The 17,538-nt window shown below is 33.6% G+C and carries 18 protein-coding genes; all 18 read left to right on the plus strand.

The window, feature by feature from the left end; all coding sequences use genetic code 11:
* Positions 1-5 precede the first annotated feature (5 nt).
* The 18 genes from purB (at position 6) to rsfS (ending at position 17,537) form a co-directional block, all read left to right on the plus strand.
* Positions 6-1,298 carry an adenylosuccinate lyase gene (purB, locus tag DFR54_RS07535; protein ID WP_114289702.1) on the plus strand — a complete coding sequence of 431 codons (1,293 nt, stop codon included), beginning with the start codon at positions 6-8 and terminating at the stop codon, positions 1,296-1,298.
* Between the two features lie 43 nt (positions 1,299-1,341).
* Positions 1,342-1,788, plus strand: a complete 447-nt coding sequence (locus DFR54_RS07540; RefSeq protein WP_114289703.1) for a YehR family lipoprotein — start codon at positions 1,342-1,344, stop codon at positions 1,786-1,788.
* Positions 1,789-2,004: 216 nt separating this feature from the next.
* Positions 2,005-3,870, plus strand: a complete 1,866-nt coding sequence (locus tag DFR54_RS07545; protein WP_170126939.1) for an amidase family protein — start codon at positions 2,005-2,007, stop codon at positions 3,868-3,870.
* Positions 3,871-4,100: 230 nt separating this feature from the next.
* Positions 4,101-4,814, plus strand: a complete 714-nt coding sequence (gene purC / locus DFR54_RS07550; RefSeq protein ID WP_114289704.1) for a phosphoribosylaminoimidazolesuccinocarboxamide synthase — start codon at positions 4,101-4,103, stop codon at positions 4,812-4,814.
* A gap of 2 nt (positions 4,815-4,816) precedes the next feature.
* Positions 4,817-5,068 carry a phosphoribosylformylglycinamidine synthase subunit PurS gene (gene purS / locus DFR54_RS07555; RefSeq protein ID WP_114289705.1) on the plus strand — a complete coding sequence of 84 codons (252 nt, stop codon included), beginning with the start codon at positions 4,817-4,819 and terminating at the stop codon, positions 5,066-5,068.
* A 1-nt stretch (position 5,069) separates the two neighbouring features.
* Positions 5,070-5,750 carry a phosphoribosylformylglycinamidine synthase subunit PurQ gene (purQ, locus tag DFR54_RS07560; RefSeq protein ID WP_114289706.1) on the plus strand — a complete coding sequence of 227 codons (681 nt, stop codon included), beginning with the start codon at positions 5,070-5,072 and terminating at the stop codon, positions 5,748-5,750.
* The gene (purL, locus tag DFR54_RS07565) at positions 5,750-7,972 is read left to right on the plus strand and encodes a phosphoribosylformylglycinamidine synthase subunit PurL (RefSeq protein WP_114289707.1); all 2,223 of its coding nucleotides are present in this window, start codon (positions 5,750-5,752) and stop codon (positions 7,970-7,972) included. Before purQ ends, purL begins: the two co-directional genes overlap by 1 nt.
* Entirely contained in the window at positions 7,957-9,381 is a 1,425-nt protein-coding gene (gene purF / locus DFR54_RS07570) for an amidophosphoribosyltransferase (protein WP_114289708.1), read from the plus strand. Before purL ends, purF begins: the two co-directional genes overlap by 16 nt.
* A 2-nt stretch (positions 9,382-9,383) precedes the next feature.
* Entirely contained in the window at positions 9,384-10,430 is a 1,047-nt protein-coding gene (gene purM / locus DFR54_RS07575) for a phosphoribosylformylglycinamidine cyclo-ligase (RefSeq protein ID WP_114289709.1), read from the plus strand.
* Complete coding sequence (gene purN / locus DFR54_RS07580) at positions 10,427-11,002, plus strand: phosphoribosylglycinamide formyltransferase (protein WP_114289710.1); 576 nt, start codon at positions 10,427-10,429, stop codon at positions 11,000-11,002. The genes purM and purN overlap by 4 nt, the downstream gene beginning before the upstream one ends.
* Positions 10,999-12,540: a bifunctional phosphoribosylaminoimidazolecarboxamide formyltransferase/IMP cyclohydrolase gene (gene purH / locus DFR54_RS07585; RefSeq protein ID WP_114289711.1), complete on the plus strand. Its 1,542-nt coding sequence runs from the start codon at positions 10,999-11,001 to the stop codon at positions 12,538-12,540. Before purN ends, purH begins: the two co-directional genes overlap by 4 nt.
* A 12-nt stretch (positions 12,541-12,552) precedes the next feature.
* A complete protein-coding gene (gene purD / locus DFR54_RS07590) occupies positions 12,553-13,812 on the plus strand; it encodes a phosphoribosylamine--glycine ligase (protein WP_114289712.1) in 1,260 nt (419 codons plus the stop codon).
* Between the two features lie 113 nt (positions 13,813-13,925).
* Complete coding sequence (locus DFR54_RS07595; RefSeq protein ID WP_346243193.1) at positions 13,926-14,480, plus strand: YqeG family HAD IIIA-type phosphatase; 555 nt, start codon at positions 13,926-13,928, stop codon at positions 14,478-14,480.
* Positions 14,481-14,490: 10 nt separating this feature from the next.
* Positions 14,491-15,600, plus strand: coding sequence for a ribosome biogenesis GTPase YqeH (gene yqeH, locus DFR54_RS07600; protein ID WP_114289762.1), 1,110 nt, complete (start codon positions 14,491-14,493; stop codon positions 15,598-15,600).
* A gap of 16 nt (positions 15,601-15,616) precedes the next feature.
* A complete protein-coding gene (yhbY, locus tag DFR54_RS07605) occupies positions 15,617-15,928 on the plus strand; it encodes a ribosome assembly RNA-binding protein YhbY (protein WP_114289714.1) in 312 nt (103 codons plus the stop codon).
* A 15-nt stretch (positions 15,929-15,943) separates the two neighbouring features.
* Positions 15,944-16,594 (plus strand): nicotinate-nucleotide adenylyltransferase, encoded by a 651-nt coding sequence (locus DFR54_RS07610; protein ID WP_114289715.1) that lies wholly within the window; start codon positions 15,944-15,946, stop codon positions 16,592-16,594.
* On the plus strand, positions 16,584-17,171 hold the full coding sequence (yqeK, locus tag DFR54_RS07615) for a bis(5'-nucleosyl)-tetraphosphatase (symmetrical) YqeK (RefSeq protein ID WP_114289763.1): 588 nt from the start codon (positions 16,584-16,586) through the stop codon (positions 17,169-17,171). The genes DFR54_RS07610 and yqeK overlap by 11 nt, the downstream gene beginning before the upstream one ends.
* Before the next feature lie 27 nt (positions 17,172-17,198).
* Complete coding sequence (rsfS, locus tag DFR54_RS07620) at positions 17,199-17,537, plus strand: ribosome silencing factor (protein ID WP_086342417.1); 339 nt, start codon at positions 17,199-17,201, stop codon at positions 17,535-17,537.
* The last annotated feature ends 1 nt before the right edge of the window (position 17,538 follow it).

Consider the following 17,538-nt stretch of genomic DNA (forward strand, 5'->3'; position numbering starts at 1 on the left):
ATACAATGTTAGAACGTTACACGAGAGAAGAAATGGGAAATATTTGGACAGACCAAAACCGTTATCAAGCTTGGCTAGAAGTAGAGATTTTAGCAGATGAAGCTTGGGCTGAACTAGGGGAAATACCAAAAGAAGATGCCAAAAAAATCCGTGAAAATGCTAGCTTTGATATCCATCGTATTTTAGAGATTGAAGCAGAAACAAGACATGATGTTGTAGCCTTTACAAGAGCAGTATCAGAAAGCCTTGGAGAAGAAAGAAAATGGGTTCATTATGGTTTAACTAGTACTGATGTGGTGGATACTGCATATGGTTATTTATTAAAACAAGCAAACGATATTTTACGTAAAGATTTAAACAACTTTAAAGATATTTTAGCTGAAAAAGCAAGAGAACATAAACACACAGTTATGATGGGGAGAACTCACGGGGTGCATGCTGAGCCAACAACATTTGGTTTGAAATTAGCTTTATGGTACTCAGAAATGGTAAGAAATATTGAGCGTTTCGACCATGCGGCTCGTGGTGTTGAGGCTGGAAAAGTAAGTGGGGCAGTTGGAACATTTGCTAATACTCCTCCATTTGTAGAAGAGTATGTTTGTCAGAATCTAGGTATTCGTGCTCAAGATATTTCAACTCAAGTATTACCCCGTGATTTACATGCAGAATATTTATCTTCAATCGCTTTAATAGCAACAAGTATTGAAAAATTTGCTACAGAAATTAGAGGACTTCAAAAATCAGAAACTCGTGAAGTAGAAGAATTCTTTGCAAAAGGTCAAAAAGGATCTTCAGCAATGCCTCATAAAAGAAACCCAATTGGATCAGAAAATATGTCTGGTTTAGCCCGTGTAATTCGTGGGCATATGGTTACAGCTTATGAGAATGTTTCTTTATGGCATGAAAGAGATATCTCACATTCATCAGCTGAGCGAATTATTATTCCAGATTCAACGATTCTTTTAAATTATATGCTAAATCGTTTTGGTAACATTGTTAAGAATCTAACTGTTTTCCCAGAGAACATGAAACGCAATATGGATGCAACTTTTGGTTTAATTTACAGCCAACGAGTTTTATTAAAACTAATAGATCACGGCATGTCTCGTGAGGAAGCTTATGATTTAGTTCAACCGAAAACAGCAATTTCGTGGGATAACCAAGTCCAATTTAGACCGCTATTAGAAGAAGATGAAAGAATCACATCAGTTTTATCTAAAGAAGAGATTGATGATGCTTTTGATTATAATTATCATATTAAGCAAGTTGATACAATTTTTGAGCGAGTTGGGTTATAATATTTTTTTGTGAAAAAATATTATAGTTTTAAGGAGACGTTGGATGAAAAAGATTTGGAAATTACTTTTAGTTGTTGGAGTTGTGTTGTTTATTGGGGGATGTAGTAAAGAAACTACAACCAGTTTTGAATCAGATGTAGAACCTGGAATCCACTCAGAGTTAACTTACTTTCACAAAGGAGATAAAGTAATTAAACAAACAGCTCATAATACTGTTACTTATAAAGATGCAGATGTTGAAGACCCTAAACTTCTAGAAGAGTTTTATGCGCCTGCAATTGAGCAGTACAAAGGCATTAAGGGGATTGAACATGAAGTGAAATTCTCTGATACTGAGATGGTAGAAACATTAACAATTGACTACGAAAACTTAGATTTTGAAGCAATTAAAAATGTAGATGGTATCATGGTTGATGGTAATGCTAAAAACGGTGTTAGTCTAAAAGCAAGCCAAAAATTATTAGAATCTCAAGGTTTTTCTAAAAAATAGTTTACATTGAATGAAGGAGTTATGACTTAATTATGTCATAGCTCCTTTTTATTAATGTTTAATTTATACAAAATTGTTTTATAGAAACGCTGATATAATAACGTTAGTATTATTTACATCACGTTAAGCTTCTAAAAAAAGTTCTCAATTTTTCTATTCTACTGACTTTGAATTAAACTAAAACTCGTAAGTTTAAAAAATAAAGGAGAGAGTTTTATGAGTTGGTTTAAAAAAACAAGTTGGAAATTAGTTTTATTAACCTTATTTTTATTACCTATAACAGGATTTACTGACGAGGTAGTAATTGATTATAAAAATATGTCAGCTACAGAATTAGCTGAGATGGTTAGAAATAAAGAAGTGACAAGTGAGTATTTAGTTCAAGAAGCCTATAAAGTGATTAAAGAAGAAAACCCCAAATTAAATGCAGTTATTGGATTAAGAGAAGCAGAAGCTCTAGAGGAAGCTAGAAATATTGAAGATACTGGCCAACCATTTCTTGGTGTTCCTATTTTAGTAAAAGGATTAGGTCACACAGTAAAAGGTATGCCAAATTCTAACGGTTTTCCTTTTGCTAAAGATCAATTAGCAGGTTCAAATGGAAGTTTTGTGAAAGCCCTTCAATCAGCTGGGTTTATTGTCTTAGGACAAACTAACTATCCAGAAATGGGATGGCGAAATATTACTGACTCGGCTCTTTATGGACCTACAGGAAGTCCCTGGAATCCCAGTTATCAGGCAGGAGGTTCCTCAGGTGGTGCTGGAGCAAGTGTCGCCTCAGGCATGAATCCGATAGCTTCAGGAAGTGATGCAGGTGGCTCAATTAGAATTCCTGCTTCATGGAATGGGATTGTTGGTTTAAAACCTTCTAGAGGTGTGATTAAAGCAAATAGTACATCTAATAAAGGGCAAGTAGTTCATTTTGCTAATACAAGAGATATGAAAGATACAAAGTTTTTATTTGAAGCTTTGAGAAATGAGAAAGTTTCTATCAAGGATACAGCTTTTTCGAAAGACTTAAAAATTGCTTATTCAACTGAATCACCTGTAGGAACACCCGTTACACAAGATGCGATTGATGCTGTTAACCAAGCTGTCGCCTTTTTAAGGGCACAAGGTTTTGACGTTGTAGAAGCAAAACCTGAAATAGATGGTATTAAATTAATGGAAAATTATTACACAATTGCCGCAGGTTCTGCAGGTGTAGCTGAATATTTAGGAAATCAAATACTAAAAAGACCTATTACAATTGAAGATGTGGATATACTAACTTGGGCACTTTACCAAACTGGAAAAGTAACTTCAAAAGAAGAAGTTAATGAGGCATGGGATTTTAGTCATGAAGCACAAGCAGTTATGGAAAATTTTCATCAAAGCTACCCAATTTATTTAACACCAACAACTGCTTCTACAGCACCATTAGTGGGAGATTCATTAATCACACCAGAAAATCTTAAAAAAATGAGTGAAATTGATCAAATGGAGGCTCCAGATCGTAAGAAATTAATTTATGATCAGTGGTTAGATGCTCTAACGTATACACCGTATACCCAATTAGCTAATTTAACAGGAGAACCAGCTTTAAGTTTACCAACCTTTGTTTCTAGTAACGGACTTCCTCTAGGGATTCAGTTAAATGCGGCAACTGGTGAAGATCGCTTATTACTTGAATTTGGTCAATTATTTGAGGATAATAAGCAATTTAAATTACTCAAACAAGAAGAAGTTCCAGAAGAAAGTACTGATTCTTCATCAAGTGAGAGTGAAGTTCCAGAAGAAAGTACTGACTCCTCATTAAATGAGAGTGGAAGTGTAGAAGAAAGTAGTAATAGTTCAACTAAAGAATCTTCCGAAAAAGACACTACTCCTTCAAGTAGTAAAGAAGAAATAAAAAAGACAGACTCAACTAACAATAGTCATAACAAACAAAAGAAAAGATTAGAATCGTCAAATACAAATTCACCTTCAACTCAAAGTTTACCTAAAACTGGTGAGAAAAAAATAGTTTTACTTCCCGTTATCGGAGTGATTCTACTAGTTTTATTAGGTATTATTGTTTTATTCAAGAAGAAAAATAAGTAAGAACCTCTTTTTAGAGGTTCTTTTTTTGTTCGCTTTATAAACTGAAATAGTGAACTGTCTTTGTTAAAAATAAACAAAATAAGTTAAAGGCGAACTATAAATGAAAAGTTATCTAATAAAGTTAATAAAAAGTTGACTATCATATTTTAGGTTGATACACTTTAAATGAACTGACGAACAAATTTTGTTTTTATTTTTTAAAATGATCATTAATAGGAGATGAATGAAGAGTGGATTCAACTGTTTTATATCAAGGTAAAGCTAAAAACGTACATTCAACAAAAAAAGAAAATGAGCTTAGACTAGAATATTTAGACCAAGCAACAGCTTTGAATGGTAAGAAAAAAGATCAAGTAATCGGAAAAGGTTCATTGAATAATCAGATTACATCTGAGATTTTTTCTTATTTATCCCAAAAAAATGTTCACCATCATTGGATAGAGCAGCTATCAGAAAATGAACAGCTAGTCAAAAAAGTAGAGATTATTCCTTTAGAAATCGTTCTTAGAAACATTGCTACAGGAAGTTTTGTGAAACGTTTAGGTGTTGAAGAAGGATTAGAACTTCCTAAGCCAATTATTGAGTTTTATTACAAAGATGATAGCTTAGATGATCCATTTATCAATAATGATCACATTGAATTTTTAGAAATTGCTACAAATGAAGAAATTCTTTTTTTAAGAGAAGAAACGCTAAAAATAAATAAACTGTTACAAGAGTTATTTTCATCAATCAATATTACTTTAGTAGATTTTAAATTAGAATTTGGGAAAGATTACTTGGGCAATATTATTTTGTCAGATGAAATCACACCAGATACTTGTAGACTGTGGGACAAAGAAACAGGAGAGTCATTAGATAAAGATATTTATCGTAAAGATTTAGGAGAAATTGTTCCAATTTATGAAGAAATTTTAAAACGATTAAAAGGAAGAGGAGAATAAACATGTTTAAAGTAAGAGTATATGTTAGTTATAAAGAATCAGTTTTAGATCCACAGGCTGAGGTTATTGAAGGAGCTATGAATCGCTTAAACCAAGGTGAAGTTTCTCAAGTAAAAATTGGTAAGTTTTTTGATTTTAATGTAAAAGCAGAAACCAAAGAAGAAGCAATTAAAGTTGCTGAGGCTATTAGTGACCAATTATTAGCTAACGTAAACATGGAGAGCTATCAGGTTGAATTATTGGAGGAAAACTAAGATGAAATTTGGTGTAATTGTTTTTCCAGGTTCTAACTGCGACATTGATTTATTTTTGGCAATTAAAGAGGTCATTAAAGAAGAAGTAGCTTATATTCCTCATACGGCTGATGATTTATCTGAGTTTGATGCAATTCTTATTCCAGGTGGCTTTTCTTATGGTGATTATTTAAGATGTGGAGCGATTGCTCGTTTTTCAACAGTCATGGAAGCAGTTATAAAATTTGCGAATGAAGGTAAACCAGTTTTTGGTACGTGTAATGGATTTCAAATTTTAACTGAAGCTGGACTTTTACCAGGAGCTCTTTTAAAAAATGACTCTCTGAAATTTGTTTGTAAAACTCAAGAAGTTAAAGTAGCGAATAATCAAAGTTTATTTACGTCACGTTATGAGAAAGATGACGTATTGAAATTACCGATTGCTCATGGTGAAGGGAATTATTACTGTGATGAAGAAACTTTAGAAGAACTAAAAAGAAACAACCAAATTATCTTTACTTATGAAACAGAAAATCCAAATGGTAGTTTAGAAAATATTGCAGGAATCACAAATAAAAAGGGAAATGTATTAGGGATGATGCCCCATCCTGAACGCGCTATGGAAGACTTATTAGGTAGTGATTCAGGTATAAAATTATTTGAATCAGTTGTTGATTACTTAAGAAAGGTAAGGAACTCATAATGACATTTTTATATGAACCAACACCACAAGAGGTTAAAGAAAAAAGAATTTATGCTGAGTGGGGATTAACAGATGAAGAGTATCGTTTGATTAGTGAGGATATCTTAGGTCGTTTACCTAATTACACAGAAACTGGGCTTTTTTCAGTGATGTGGAGCGAACATTGTTCTTATAAAAATAGTAAATCTGTTCTTAGAAAATTTCCAACTAACGGGCCTCAAGTTCTTCAAGGGCCTGGTGAAGGCGCAGGAATTGTTGATATTGGTGACAATTTAGCTGTTGTTTTTAAAGCTGAAAGTCATAATCATCCGTCAGCTGTTGAGCCTTATGAAGGTGCGGCAACGGGTGTTGGGGGAATTATTCGCGATATTTTTAGTATGGGTGCTAGACCGATTGCTATGTTAAATTCACTTCGTTTTGGAGAGTTGACAACAGATAGAACTAAATTTTTATTAGAGCAAGTAGTAGCTGGAATTGGTAGTTACGGTAACTGTATTGGTATTCCTACAGTTGGTGGTGAAATTGGATTTGATCCTTGCTATGAAGGAAACCCATTAGTAAACGCGATGTGTGTTGGTTTAATAGAGCATAAAGATATTCAAAAAGGACAAGCTAAGGGTGTTGATAATACAATTATGTATGTCGGTGCTAAAACAGGGCGTGATGGGATTCACGGGGCAACTTTTGCTTCAGAGGAATTTACTGAAGGTGAGGAGCAACAACGTTCTGCTGTTCAAGTAGGAGATCCTTTCATGGAAAAATTATTAATGGAAGCTTGTCTAGATTTGATTTTAAATCATTCTGATATTTTAGTAGGGATTCAAGATATGGGAGCAGCTGGACTTGTGTCATCAAGTAGTGAAATGGCTTCAAAAGCTGGCTCTGGTTTGGAACTTTATTTAGATGATGTACCTCAAAGAGAAACGAATATGACGCCTTATGAAATGATGTTATCTGAGTCTCAAGAAAGAATGCTGTTATGTATTAAAAAAGGTTCTGAATTACAAGTTGCCAAGTTATTTGAAAGCTATGGTTTAGAAGCTGTTAATATAGGAAAAGTAACTGATGATAAACATTACCGATTATTCCACAAAGGAATTCAAGTAGCTGATTTGCCAGTAGATGCTTTAGCAGAAGATGCGCCGGAATATCAAAAACCTATGGCAGAACCAGCTAGAATAAAAGTTTTTAGCAAATTAGAAAATTTTGTTCCTGAAACAAAAAATGCTTCTGATGTGTTAATTAAATTATTGCAGCAACCTCAAATTGCTTCAAAAAAATCTGTTTTTGAAACTTACGATTCTCAGGTAAGAACAAATACAGTCGTAGGTCCTGGTAGTGATGCAGCTGTTTTACGTGTTCGAGGAACGAATAAAGCATTAGCTATGACAACAGATTGTAATAGTCGTTATTTATATTTAAATCCAGAAATTGGTGGCAAAATGGCTGTGGCTGAAGCTGCGAGAAATATTGTCGCAAGTGGTGGAAAACCTTTAGCTATTACAGATTGTTTAAACTTTGGTTCACCAGATAAACCAGAAGGCTTTTGGGAATTAAGTACTTCAGCAGACGGTATTGCAGCAGCTTGTCTTAAGTTAGAGACGCCAGTTATTTCAGGAAATGTTTCTTTATACAATGAAACAAACGGGCAATCTGTTTATCCAACTCCAGTTATTGGAATGGTTGGACTTGTTGAAGACTTAACTCATATTACCAGACAAGATTTTAAAAATGCTGGAGATTTAGTTTATATGATTGGTGAAACAGGAGCCGATTTTAATGGAACTGAAATCCAAAAAATGTTAACTGGAAAAATTGAAGGACAGTTAGCAGATTTTGATTTAGAAGTTGAAAAAAGGAATCAAGATTTGTTACTTGAAAGTATTCAAAAAGGCTTAATTGAAAGTGCTCATGATTGTTCTGAGGGTGGTCTAGGAGTCGCTTTAATAGAATCATGTTTTAACAATCAACTTGGATTTAAGGGAGAGTTTCAACAGGAAGCAAATTATTTATTTGCAGAAACCCCTTCTCGTTTTGTTGTATCAATTAAAAATGAAAACCAAGAAGAATTTGAATCGTTGATGGGTAATACAGCAACATTAGTTGGAGAAACAGTTACAACTCCAAGTTTTAATTTAGTATGTCGTGATCAAGAAGTAATTGTTAATGTAGATGAGGCCAAAAAATTATGGGAGGAAGCCATTCCATGTCTTATGAAGTAAGAGGATTAAATGAAGAATGTGGTATTTTTGGCATTTGGGGACATCAAGATGCAGCTAAAGTGACCTACTTTGGTTTGCATGCTCTTCAGCATCGTGGTCAAGAAGGCGCAGGGATTGTTGCTAATGATCAAGGTGAATTAAAAGGTTATCGTGATTTAGGGTTACTCGCAGAAGTCTTTGATTCACCGGAGCATTTAGAAGCCTTAACTGGAGACGCGGCCATTGGGCATGTTAGGTACGGGACATCTGGTTCAGGAGGCATTAATAATATTCAACCATTTTTATTTAAATTTTATGATGGTAACTTTGCATTAGCTCATAATGGTAATCTAGTTAATGCCAAAAGTTTACGTCGTGAAGTGGAAAAGACAGGTGGTATTTTTCATTCTAATTCAGATACTGAGATACTTATGCATTTAATTAGAAAAAGTGAAGCTTTAAGTTTTAAAGAACGCTTAAAAGAAGCTTTAAATCAAATTAAAGGTGGATTTGCTTACCTTTTACTAACAGAAGACGCGATGTATGCTACTCTTGATCCTAATGCATTTAGACCCTTAGCTATTGGGCAAATGAAAAGTGGAGCTTATGTTGTAGCTAGTGAAACCTGTGCTCTTGATACAGTTGGGGCAACTTTTGTCCGTGATGTAGAACCTGGTGAATTAATTACGATTACTGATTCCGGTATGGAAATTGATATCTATACAGATGAAACTCAGTATTCAATTTGTGCTATGGAATATATTTATTTCGCAAGACCTGATTCAAATATTAAAGGAATTAATGTTCACTCAGCAAGAAAAAATATGGGAAAAAATTTAGCTAAAGAGTGCCGGGTTGAGGCAGATATGGTCATTGGTGTGCCAAATTCTTCACTTTCAGCAGCAAGTGGTTATGCTGAAATGAGTGGTATACCTTATGAAATGGGTTTAATTAAAAACCAATATGTTGGTAGAACCTTTATTCAACCAACCCAAGAATTACGTGAAGAAGGTGTTCGTATGAAACTTTCTGCTGTTCGAGGTGTTGTGGAAGGTCAGAGAATTATTTTAGTAGATGATAGTATTGTTCGTGGGACAACGATTCGCAGAATTGTTAAACTACTTAAAGATGCTGGTGCTAAAGAAGTTCATGTTAGAATTAGTGCCCCGCCTTTAAAATATCCTTGTTTTTATGGTATTGATATAGAAAATAAAAAAGAGTTAATTGCGGCTAATTTAAGTGTTTCAGAGATTAGAGATGAGATTAATGCTGATTCTTTAGAGTTTTTAAGTGAGGAAGGCTTAATTGAAGCAGTTGGGTTAAACTTAGATGCTCCTTACACAGGTCTTTGTATGGCGTATTTTAATGGTGATTATCCAACAAAATTATATGATTACGAATCTAATTTATTAGTGGAGCAAGGAGTGTAGAAATGGATAATGCATACAAACAAGCTGGTGTAGATGTTGAGGCTGGTTATGAAGTTGTATCAAGAATCAAAAAGCACGCTAAACGAACTGAACGATTAGGTGTTATGGGAGCAATAGGTGGATTTGGAGGTTGTTTTGACTTAAGTCAACTTCATGTAAAAAATCCAGTTCTAGTATCAGGAACAGATGGTGTGGGAACTAAACTTTTATTAGCAATTGAAGCAGATAAGCATGACACAATTGGCATTGATTGTGTGGCGATGTGTGTAAATGACATTTTAGCTCAAGGAGCAACTCCACTTTACTTTTTAGATTATTTAGCAACAGGAAAAAATAACCCTCAAAAAATAGAGGAAATTGTTGCTGGTGTGGCTGAAGGTTGTGTTCAAAGTAATATGGCTTTAATTGGCGGTGAGACCGCTGAAATGCCTGGAATGTATACTGATGAAGATTATGATTTAGCTGGTTTTTCAGTAGGAGTGGCTGAAAAGGAACATTTATTAACACCAGAAAAAGTTCAAGCAGGAGACATTTTAATTGGTTTACCCTCAACTGGTATTCACTCTAATGGCTTTTCATTAGTCAGAAAAATCTTTTTTAACGATAATGACTATACCTTAGATACTAGATTTGATGAATTAGATAATAAAACATTAAAAGAAGTTCTACTTGAACCAACCAAAATTTATGTCAAAAGTGTTTTACCTTTAGTTGAGAAACAATTAATTAATGGTGTTACTCATGTGACGGGTGGCGGTTTTGTAGAAAATTTACCACGTATGTTGACTAAGAATTTAGGTGTTGAAATTAATCTAGGTTCATGGAATATGCCTCCTATTTTCCCACTTATGGAAAAAATAGGTAAATTAAATTCTTCTGAAATGTATGAAATTTTTAATATGGGAATCGGTATGGTATTAGCTGTGTCACCTGAAAAAATCGAACAAGTAAAAAATGAATTAGCGCAACAAAAAGAGCAGTTCTTTGAAATTGGAAAAGTTATTTTAAAAGATGAAAAAGAACTTATTTTTAATGAGAGTCATTTATGAGAGTAGCGATTTTTGCCTCAGGAAGCGGTTCTAACTTTCAAGCTTTAGTTGAGAGTTTTAAGCAAGAAGAAATACCTGGTAAATTAGTTTGCTTATTTTGTGACCAAGAGGAAGCTTATGTGATTAAAAGAGCTGAGAAAGAAAATGTACCTTACTTTGTTTTACCAAAGAAAAAGACACAAACTAAAGCTGATTATGAAAAACAAATTATTCATTTGTTAGAAACAGCTAGAGTTGATTTGATTTGTTTAGCAGGTTACATGAAAATTTTAGGTAAAGAGTTACTTGAAGCTTATCCTAATCGAATTATTAATCTTCATCCTTCTCTTTTACCAAAGTTTCCTGGAGCACACAGTATTGAAGAGTTTTATAACTCTTCTGAGAAAGAAACAGGGATTACGATTCATCTAGTGGACAAGGGAGTAGATACAGGGCCAATTATTTTTCAAAAAAAAATTAGCCGCCAAGAACAAGATAGTTTAGAAGACTTAACGGGAAAAATACACGAATTAGAACACAGGTATTATCCAAAAATTATTGCAGAATTTATAAGGGAGAATGTAGCAGAATGACAACTAAACGAGCACTTATTAGCGTTTCAGATAAAACTGGCGTTGTAGAATTTTCAAAAGGATTAAGAGAATTAGGTTATGAAATCATCTCAACTGGAGGCACGCAAAAAGCTTTAGAAGAAGCAGGTATCACGACTTTAAATATTGAAGATGTGACTCATTTTCCAGAGATGTTAGATGGCCGAGTAAAAACTCTACACCCAATGATTCACGGAGGTTTACTTGGAAAAAGAAGTCTAAGTACTCATGTTGAAACAATGAAAGAACACAATATCATCCCCATTGATCTAGTATGTGTAAACTTATATCCCTTTAAAGAAACATTAGAAAAACCAGGTGTTTCTGAAGATGAAATCATCGAAAACATTGATATTGGTGGACCTAGTATGCTAAGAAGTGCGAGTAAAAATTTTGAAAGTGTGACAGTTGTTGTTGAAGCTAGTGATTATGAAACGGTTCTTGCTGAAATAAAAGAGTTCAAGGAGACAACTCTAGAAACAAGAAAAAAATTAGCTGCTAAAGCCTTTAGACATACAGCTAGTTATGACGCCTTAATTGCTGATTATTTAACAAAATCAGTTGGAGTAGTAGAACCTGAAAATTTAAGTTTAACCTTTGAATTGCAACAATCACTTCGCTACGGAGAAAATAGTCATCAAAAAGCAAGTTTTTATGCTGATAAACAAAGAAAACCTTACGCTATTTCATCAGCTAAACAACTTCACGGAAAAGAATTGTCATTTAATAATATTAAAGATGCAGATGCTTGTTTACGTATTATTAGAGAATTTGAACGGCCTGCAGCTGTGGCTGTTAAACACATGAATCCTTGCGGAATTGGACTTGGTGAAACTATTTTTGAAGCTTTTAATTATGCTTATGAAAGTGATCCAGTTTCTATTTTTGGTGGCATTATTGCTTTAAATAGAGAAGTTGATTTAGAGACAGCAGAAAAATTAAGTCATATTTTCTTAGAAATTATTATTGCACCAAGTTTTTCAAAAGAAGCTTTTGAATTACTTAGTCAAAAGAAGAATATTCGTTTATTAACTCTTGATATGACAGCAACAGATTCAACAGATGGTAAAGAATATACCTCTGTCTTAGGTGGCATACTAGTTCAAGAGTATGATGAGTTAAAAGAAAGTAGAGAAAACTTTGAAGTGGTGACTAAACGTGAACCAACACAAGAAGAGTGGGAAGCTTTAATTTTTGCTTATAAATCAGTTAAACACGTTAAAAGTAATGCGATTGTAGTTGCTAATAACCACCAAACATTAGGTGTTGGAGCAGGTCAAATGAACCGTGTTGGCTCAGTTCAAATTGCCATTGAGCAAGCAAAAGAAAGATTAGATGGTGCTGTACTTTCTAGTGATGCCTTTTTCCCAATGTCTGATAGTGTTGAAACTATTGGGGAAGCTGGTATTAAAGCAATTATTCAACCAGGTGGAAGTATTAAGGACCAAGAATCTATTGATATGGCTGATAAATACGATATTGCCATGGTCTTTACAAAGGTAAGACACTTTAAACATTAAAAGGAGCTAATCATGAAACGAAATATTCTAGTTATTGGTAGTGGTGGTCGTGAACATGCTTTATGTAAAAGGCTTTTAGAAAGTTCTAAAGTAAATCAAGTTTTTTGTGCAAAAGGCAATGATGGTATGAAGCGTGATGGCATTCAAATAGTTGATATTTTAGAGGATAATCATGAAGAGCTGATTAACTTTTCTAAAGAGAAAAAAATTGATTGGGTACTAGTCGGACCAGAAGTACCTTTAATGAATGGTTTAGTGGATGATTTTGAGGCAGTAGGTATTAAAGTTTTTGGACCTAAAAAATCAGCTGCTATGATTGAGGGTTCTAAAGAGTTTGCCAAAGAATTAATGACTAGATTTAATATACCAACAGCTAAGTATGAAAGTTTTTCTGATTTTAATTTAGCTTACGAATATGTGGAAAACAATTCTCTGCCAATTGTAATCAAAGCAGATGGACTTGCTGCTGGAAAAGGTGTTGTGATTGCTGAAACCTATGAGGAAGCTAAACAGGCTTTAAAAGAAATGCTTGTTGAGAACACCTTTAATAACGAATCGCCAAAAGTTGTGATTGAAGAATTTTTAGTGGGTAAAGAATTTTCATTGTTATCATTTGTTAGTGAAACTGGCATCTATCCTATGGTAGCAGCTAAAGATCATAAGGCTATTTTTGATAATGATAAGGGACCTAACACAGGTGGTATGGGTGCGTATAGTCCAGTATACTATGTAACAAAAGAGATAGAAGAAACTGTTCTTGAAACAATTATTAAACCAACTATCGCTGGAATGAAAAATCTAGGAACGCCTTTTATAGGTATTTTATATACGGGTTTGATACTTACAGCTAATGGACCTAAAGTAATTGAATACAATGCTCGTTTTGGAGATCCTGAAACACAAGTTTTACTAGAAAGACTCGATTCTGATTTTGTTGAAGTTATTGAAAGTCTACTTAATAATCAGGAACCAGTCATTAATTGGAGAGAAACGGGTGTTACTTTAGGTGTTGTTGTTGCTGCTAAAGGCTATCCTAGTAGTTATGAGACAGATGTCAGTTTACCTAATTTTAAAAAGGAAGAGACAACAAAAATCTTTTATTCAGGTGTAAAAGAAAAAAATCAACAATTAGTTTCAAATGGTGGACGAGTTTTTCTTGTTGCTTGTAGTGATGTGTCAAAAGACGTGGCACATGAAAAAGTTTATAGATGGCTTAATGAGCAAAAATTATCACCGTTTTATTACCGAAAAGATATTGGTAGAACCATCTAAATAAATAAATTAAACCGCTAGTGAAAACTAGTGGTTTTTTCATCGTTTTTAATGAATTATTTAAAGAAATAGCGTATAATAGGGAAAAGTGTGGGAGACGAGGCAAGTCTCCTATTTTTTATGAAAGGAAGTCAAATATGTTTCTTAAATATAAACCAACATGGATGATTGAAGCGATTTATGATATTACGCCAGAACAATTGAGAAATCACGGGATTGAAGCTGTTTTAACTGATTTGGATAATACATTAATTGCTTGGAATAATCCAGATGGGACACCAGAGTTATTTAATTGGATAGAGACAATGAAAGAAGCAAATATTCCAGTGATTGTTGTTTCTAATAATAAGGCTAGCCGAATTGATAGAGCAGTGAAACACTTAGGTCTTGAGTATGTTTCTCGTGCGATGAAACCATTCCAAAAAGGGTTTAATGAGGTTGAAAGACGCTATAACTTACCAAAAGAAAAGTTACTTATGGTTGGTGATCAGTTAATGACTGATATAAAGGGTGCTAATAATGCAGGTATCCGTAATGTATTAGTTAAACCAATTATTGAAACAGATGCATGGAATACTAAATTTAACCGCGCAATGGAAAAAAGAATTAAAAAATATTTACATAAACATCATGATGATATGAAATGGAGGAAATCACTAGATGACTGAGATAAATGAAATCAATGAAGAAATTCGCTGTATTGGTTGTGGAACAGTGATTCAAACAACAGATAAAGAGGGAATGGGATACACACCAAACTCAGCACTTGAAAAAGGTTTAGAAAGTGGCGACGTTTATTGCCAACGCTGTTTTAGATTAAGACACTATAATGACATTCAAGACGTTGCAATGACAGATAAAGAATTCTTAGCTCTTTTAAATAGTATTGGTCAAACAGATGCTTTAATTGTTAACGTTGTTGATATTTTTGACTTTAATGGTAGCCTTATTCCAGGTCTTCATCGTTTTGTAGGAGACAATCCTGTTTTATTAGTTGGTAACAAAGTTGATATTTTACCAAAATCACTTAAGAAACCTAAAATGATTCAGTGGATGAGAGAAAGAGCTCATGAAGTTGGATTAAGACCAATCGATGTGACTTTAACAAGCGCTAAAAGTAAATCTGATATTGAAGATTTACTAGATTTAATTGAAGAGTACCGCGATGGTCGAGATGTTTACGTTGTTGGTGTAACAAATGTTGGTAAATCAACATTAATTAATGCGATTATTAATCACTCAGCAGGCATTAAAGATTTAATTACAACATCACAATTTCCTGGAACTACTTTAGATAAAATTGAAATTCCTTTAGATGATGGTCAATTTTTAATTGATACACCAGGTATCATTCATCGCCACCAAATGGCTCATTACTTAGGTAAAAAAGACTTAATGTTAGTTTCACCAAAAAAAGAAATTAAACCAAAAGTTTATCAACTAAATGAAGGTCAAACATTATTCTTAGGTGGATTAGCGAGATTTGATTTTATTAAAGGAGCTAAGCAAGGATTTATCACTTATGTTTCTAATGACTTAAATATTCATCGAACAAAATTAGAAACAGCAACTGAGTTTTATAACAAACATGCGGGAGGTTTACTGCAACCACCTCGTGAAAACGAAATAGAAGAATTTCCAGAATTAGTTCGTTTTGAGTTTTCTGTCAAAGAAAAAACGGATTTAGTATTTGCAGGGCTTGGTTGGGTAACCATTCCAGAGGCTGGTGTCGTTGCTGGTTGGGCTCCAAAAGGTGTAGACGTTATTCAAAGAAAATCATTAATATAAAAGAGGGTAAATAAAAATGGCATTAAGAGGAAAACAAAAAAGCTTTTTAAGAAGTCAAGCACACCATTTAAATCCAGTCGTTCAAATTGGAAAAAATGGTATTAGTGAAACATTATTAGATCAAGTAGATGAGTTACTAGAAAGAAGAGAACTAATCAAAGTAACTCTTTTACAAAATACAGATGAAGAAGCAAGTGACGTAGCAGAAGTATTTGAAGCAACGTTACACTGTCAGGTTGTTCAAACAATTGGCCGTATTTTAGTTGTGTATCGTCCGTCTTCAAAAGAAAAATATCAAACTATTTCAAAACAAGTTCGCTCAATGTAATTTGTGAGGTGTCTTATGAAACAAAAGATTAGTGTACTAAACCAAGTAGAAGAACAAGTGTTAGAAAAACCAATTAAACGAAAAAGAGTTGGTATTCTTGGTGGAGGGTTTAATCCAGTTCATGTTGGACATTTAATTATTTCAGACCAAGTAAGTGCTCAATTAGGACTAGATGAATTTTATTTAATGCCTTCTTGCCAATCGCCACATGTTGATAAGAAAACAACCATTGATTCATCCCACCGAGTTGAAATGTTAAAATTAGCAACTGAAGATAATCCAAAACTAAGTTTGGAGCTTTCAGAAGTTGTTAGACAAGGGAAAAGTTATACGTACGACACCATGAAAACCCTAAAAGAGATGAATCCAGAAACGGATTATTATTTCGTGATTGGTGGCGACATGGTAGAGTATTTACCTAAGTGGTATAAGATTGATGAGTTAATGGAAATGGTCCAATTTGTTGGGGTTAATCGCCCTGGTAGTAAACAAGAATCACCTTATCCTTTAATCTGGGTTGATGTACCATTAATGGAAATCAGCTCAAGTACGATTCGAGAAAAAATAAAAATGAATTGTTCTGTTAAATACTTTTTACCTGATAATGTGTTAGAATATATTCATAAAAAAGGATTGTATCTAAATGACACAGACAATGACTTATAGTACGACATATATAACTTATTCAAGAGAAGAGTTAATAGAAAAAGTTTCAAGTCAAATGAGTAAAAGAAGATTTGAGCATGTGTTAAGAGTGGAGAAGAAAGCTTGTTTTTTAGCTAACCTTTATCAAGTTGATGTAGAAAAAGCAAGTATAGCAGCTTTAACTCATGACTATGCCAAAGAAAGACCAGACGAAGAAATGATTTCTTTAATCAAAGCACACAACTTCAATCAAGAATTACTTGAGTATGGAAACGCCATTTGGCATGGTGTTGTAGGAGCTCATTTAGTTAAAGAAGAACTTGAAATAACCGATAAAGATATTTTAGAGGCAATTGAGTTACATACAACAGGTGCAGCTAAGATGAGTGAGTTGGCTAAAGTTATTTATGTAGCAGATTACATTGAAGATGGTAGAAACTTTAATGGTGTAGAAGAAGCAAGAAAATTAGCAGAAGAAAATTTAGATAAAGCAGTGGCATTTGAAACAAAGCACACCTTACTTTATTTAATCGGAAAAGGATTTAAAGTCTATCCAAAAACAATTGAAACATACAATCGTTGGGTAGCGCAAAATTAGGAGGTAATTATTATTAATAGTCAAGAAATGTTAGAATTAGTCGTTAAAGCAGCAGATTCAAAAAGAGCAGAGGATATTGTAGCACTTGATGTCACAACAGTTTCTCTACTTGCAGATTATTTTGTTATTTGTCATGGTAACAGTGACAAACAAGTTATGGCAATTGCTAATGAAATAATTGAAGAATCACATAAAAACCAAGTTGAAGTGAAACGAATTGAAGGAAAAGAATCAGCTCGCTGGGTACTTATTGATTTAGGAGATATTATCGTTCATGTCTTCCATAGTGAAGAAAGAGAATTCTATAATTTAGAAAAATTATGGTCTGATGCACCATTAGTAAATATTTCAAGTATGGTTGATTAGA

The organism is Vagococcus fluvialis (genome assembly GCF_003337315.1).
Taxonomy (GTDB): domain Bacteria; phylum Bacillota; class Bacilli; order Lactobacillales; family Vagococcaceae; genus Vagococcus; species Vagococcus fluvialis.

What these genes read in the sequence shown, in the direction of transcription:
- DFR54_RS07610 (WP_114289715.1), top strand. Translation starts at nt 15,944, where the DNA reads ATGAAACAAAAGATTAGTGTACTAAACCAAGTAGAAGAACAAGTGTTA.
- purQ (WP_114289706.1), top strand. Translation starts at nt 5,070, where the DNA reads ATGAAATTTGGTGTAATTGTTTTTCCAGGTTCTAACTGCGACATTGAT.
- DFR54_RS07545 (WP_170126939.1), top strand. Translation starts at nt 2,005, where the DNA reads ATGAGTTGGTTTAAAAAAACAAGTTGGAAATTAGTTTTATTAACCTTA.
- purS (WP_114289705.1), top strand. Translation starts at nt 4,817, where the DNA reads ATGTTTAAAGTAAGAGTATATGTTAGTTATAAAGAATCAGTTTTAGAT.
- purD (WP_114289712.1), top strand. Translation starts at nt 12,553, where the DNA reads ATGAAACGAAATATTCTAGTTATTGGTAGTGGTGGTCGTGAACATGCT.
- yhbY (WP_114289714.1), top strand. Translation starts at nt 15,617, where the DNA reads ATGGCATTAAGAGGAAAACAAAAAAGCTTTTTAAGAAGTCAAGCACAC.
- purM (WP_114289709.1), top strand. Translation starts at nt 9,384, where the DNA reads ATGGATAATGCATACAAACAAGCTGGTGTAGATGTTGAGGCTGGTTAT.
- rsfS (WP_086342417.1), top strand. Translation starts at nt 17,199, where the DNA reads ATGTTAGAATTAGTCGTTAAAGCAGCAGATTCAAAAAGAGCAGAGGAT.
- DFR54_RS07540 (WP_114289703.1), top strand. Translation starts at nt 1,342, where the DNA reads ATGAAAAAGATTTGGAAATTACTTTTAGTTGTTGGAGTTGTGTTGTTT.
- purL (WP_114289707.1), top strand. Translation starts at nt 5,750, where the DNA reads ATGACATTTTTATATGAACCAACACCACAAGAGGTTAAAGAAAAAAGA.
- purH (WP_114289711.1), top strand. Translation starts at nt 10,999, where the DNA reads ATGACAACTAAACGAGCACTTATTAGCGTTTCAGATAAAACTGGCGTT.
- purB (WP_114289702.1), top strand. Translation starts at nt 6, where the DNA reads ATGTTAGAACGTTACACGAGAGAAGAAATGGGAAATATTTGGACAGAC.
- purF (WP_114289708.1), top strand. Translation starts at nt 7,957, where the DNA reads ATGTCTTATGAAGTAAGAGGATTAAATGAAGAATGTGGTATTTTTGGC.
- purN (WP_114289710.1), top strand. Translation starts at nt 10,427, where the DNA reads ATGAGAGTAGCGATTTTTGCCTCAGGAAGCGGTTCTAACTTTCAAGCT.
- yqeK (WP_114289763.1), top strand. Translation starts at nt 16,584, where the DNA reads ATGACTTATAGTACGACATATATAACTTATTCAAGAGAAGAGTTAATA.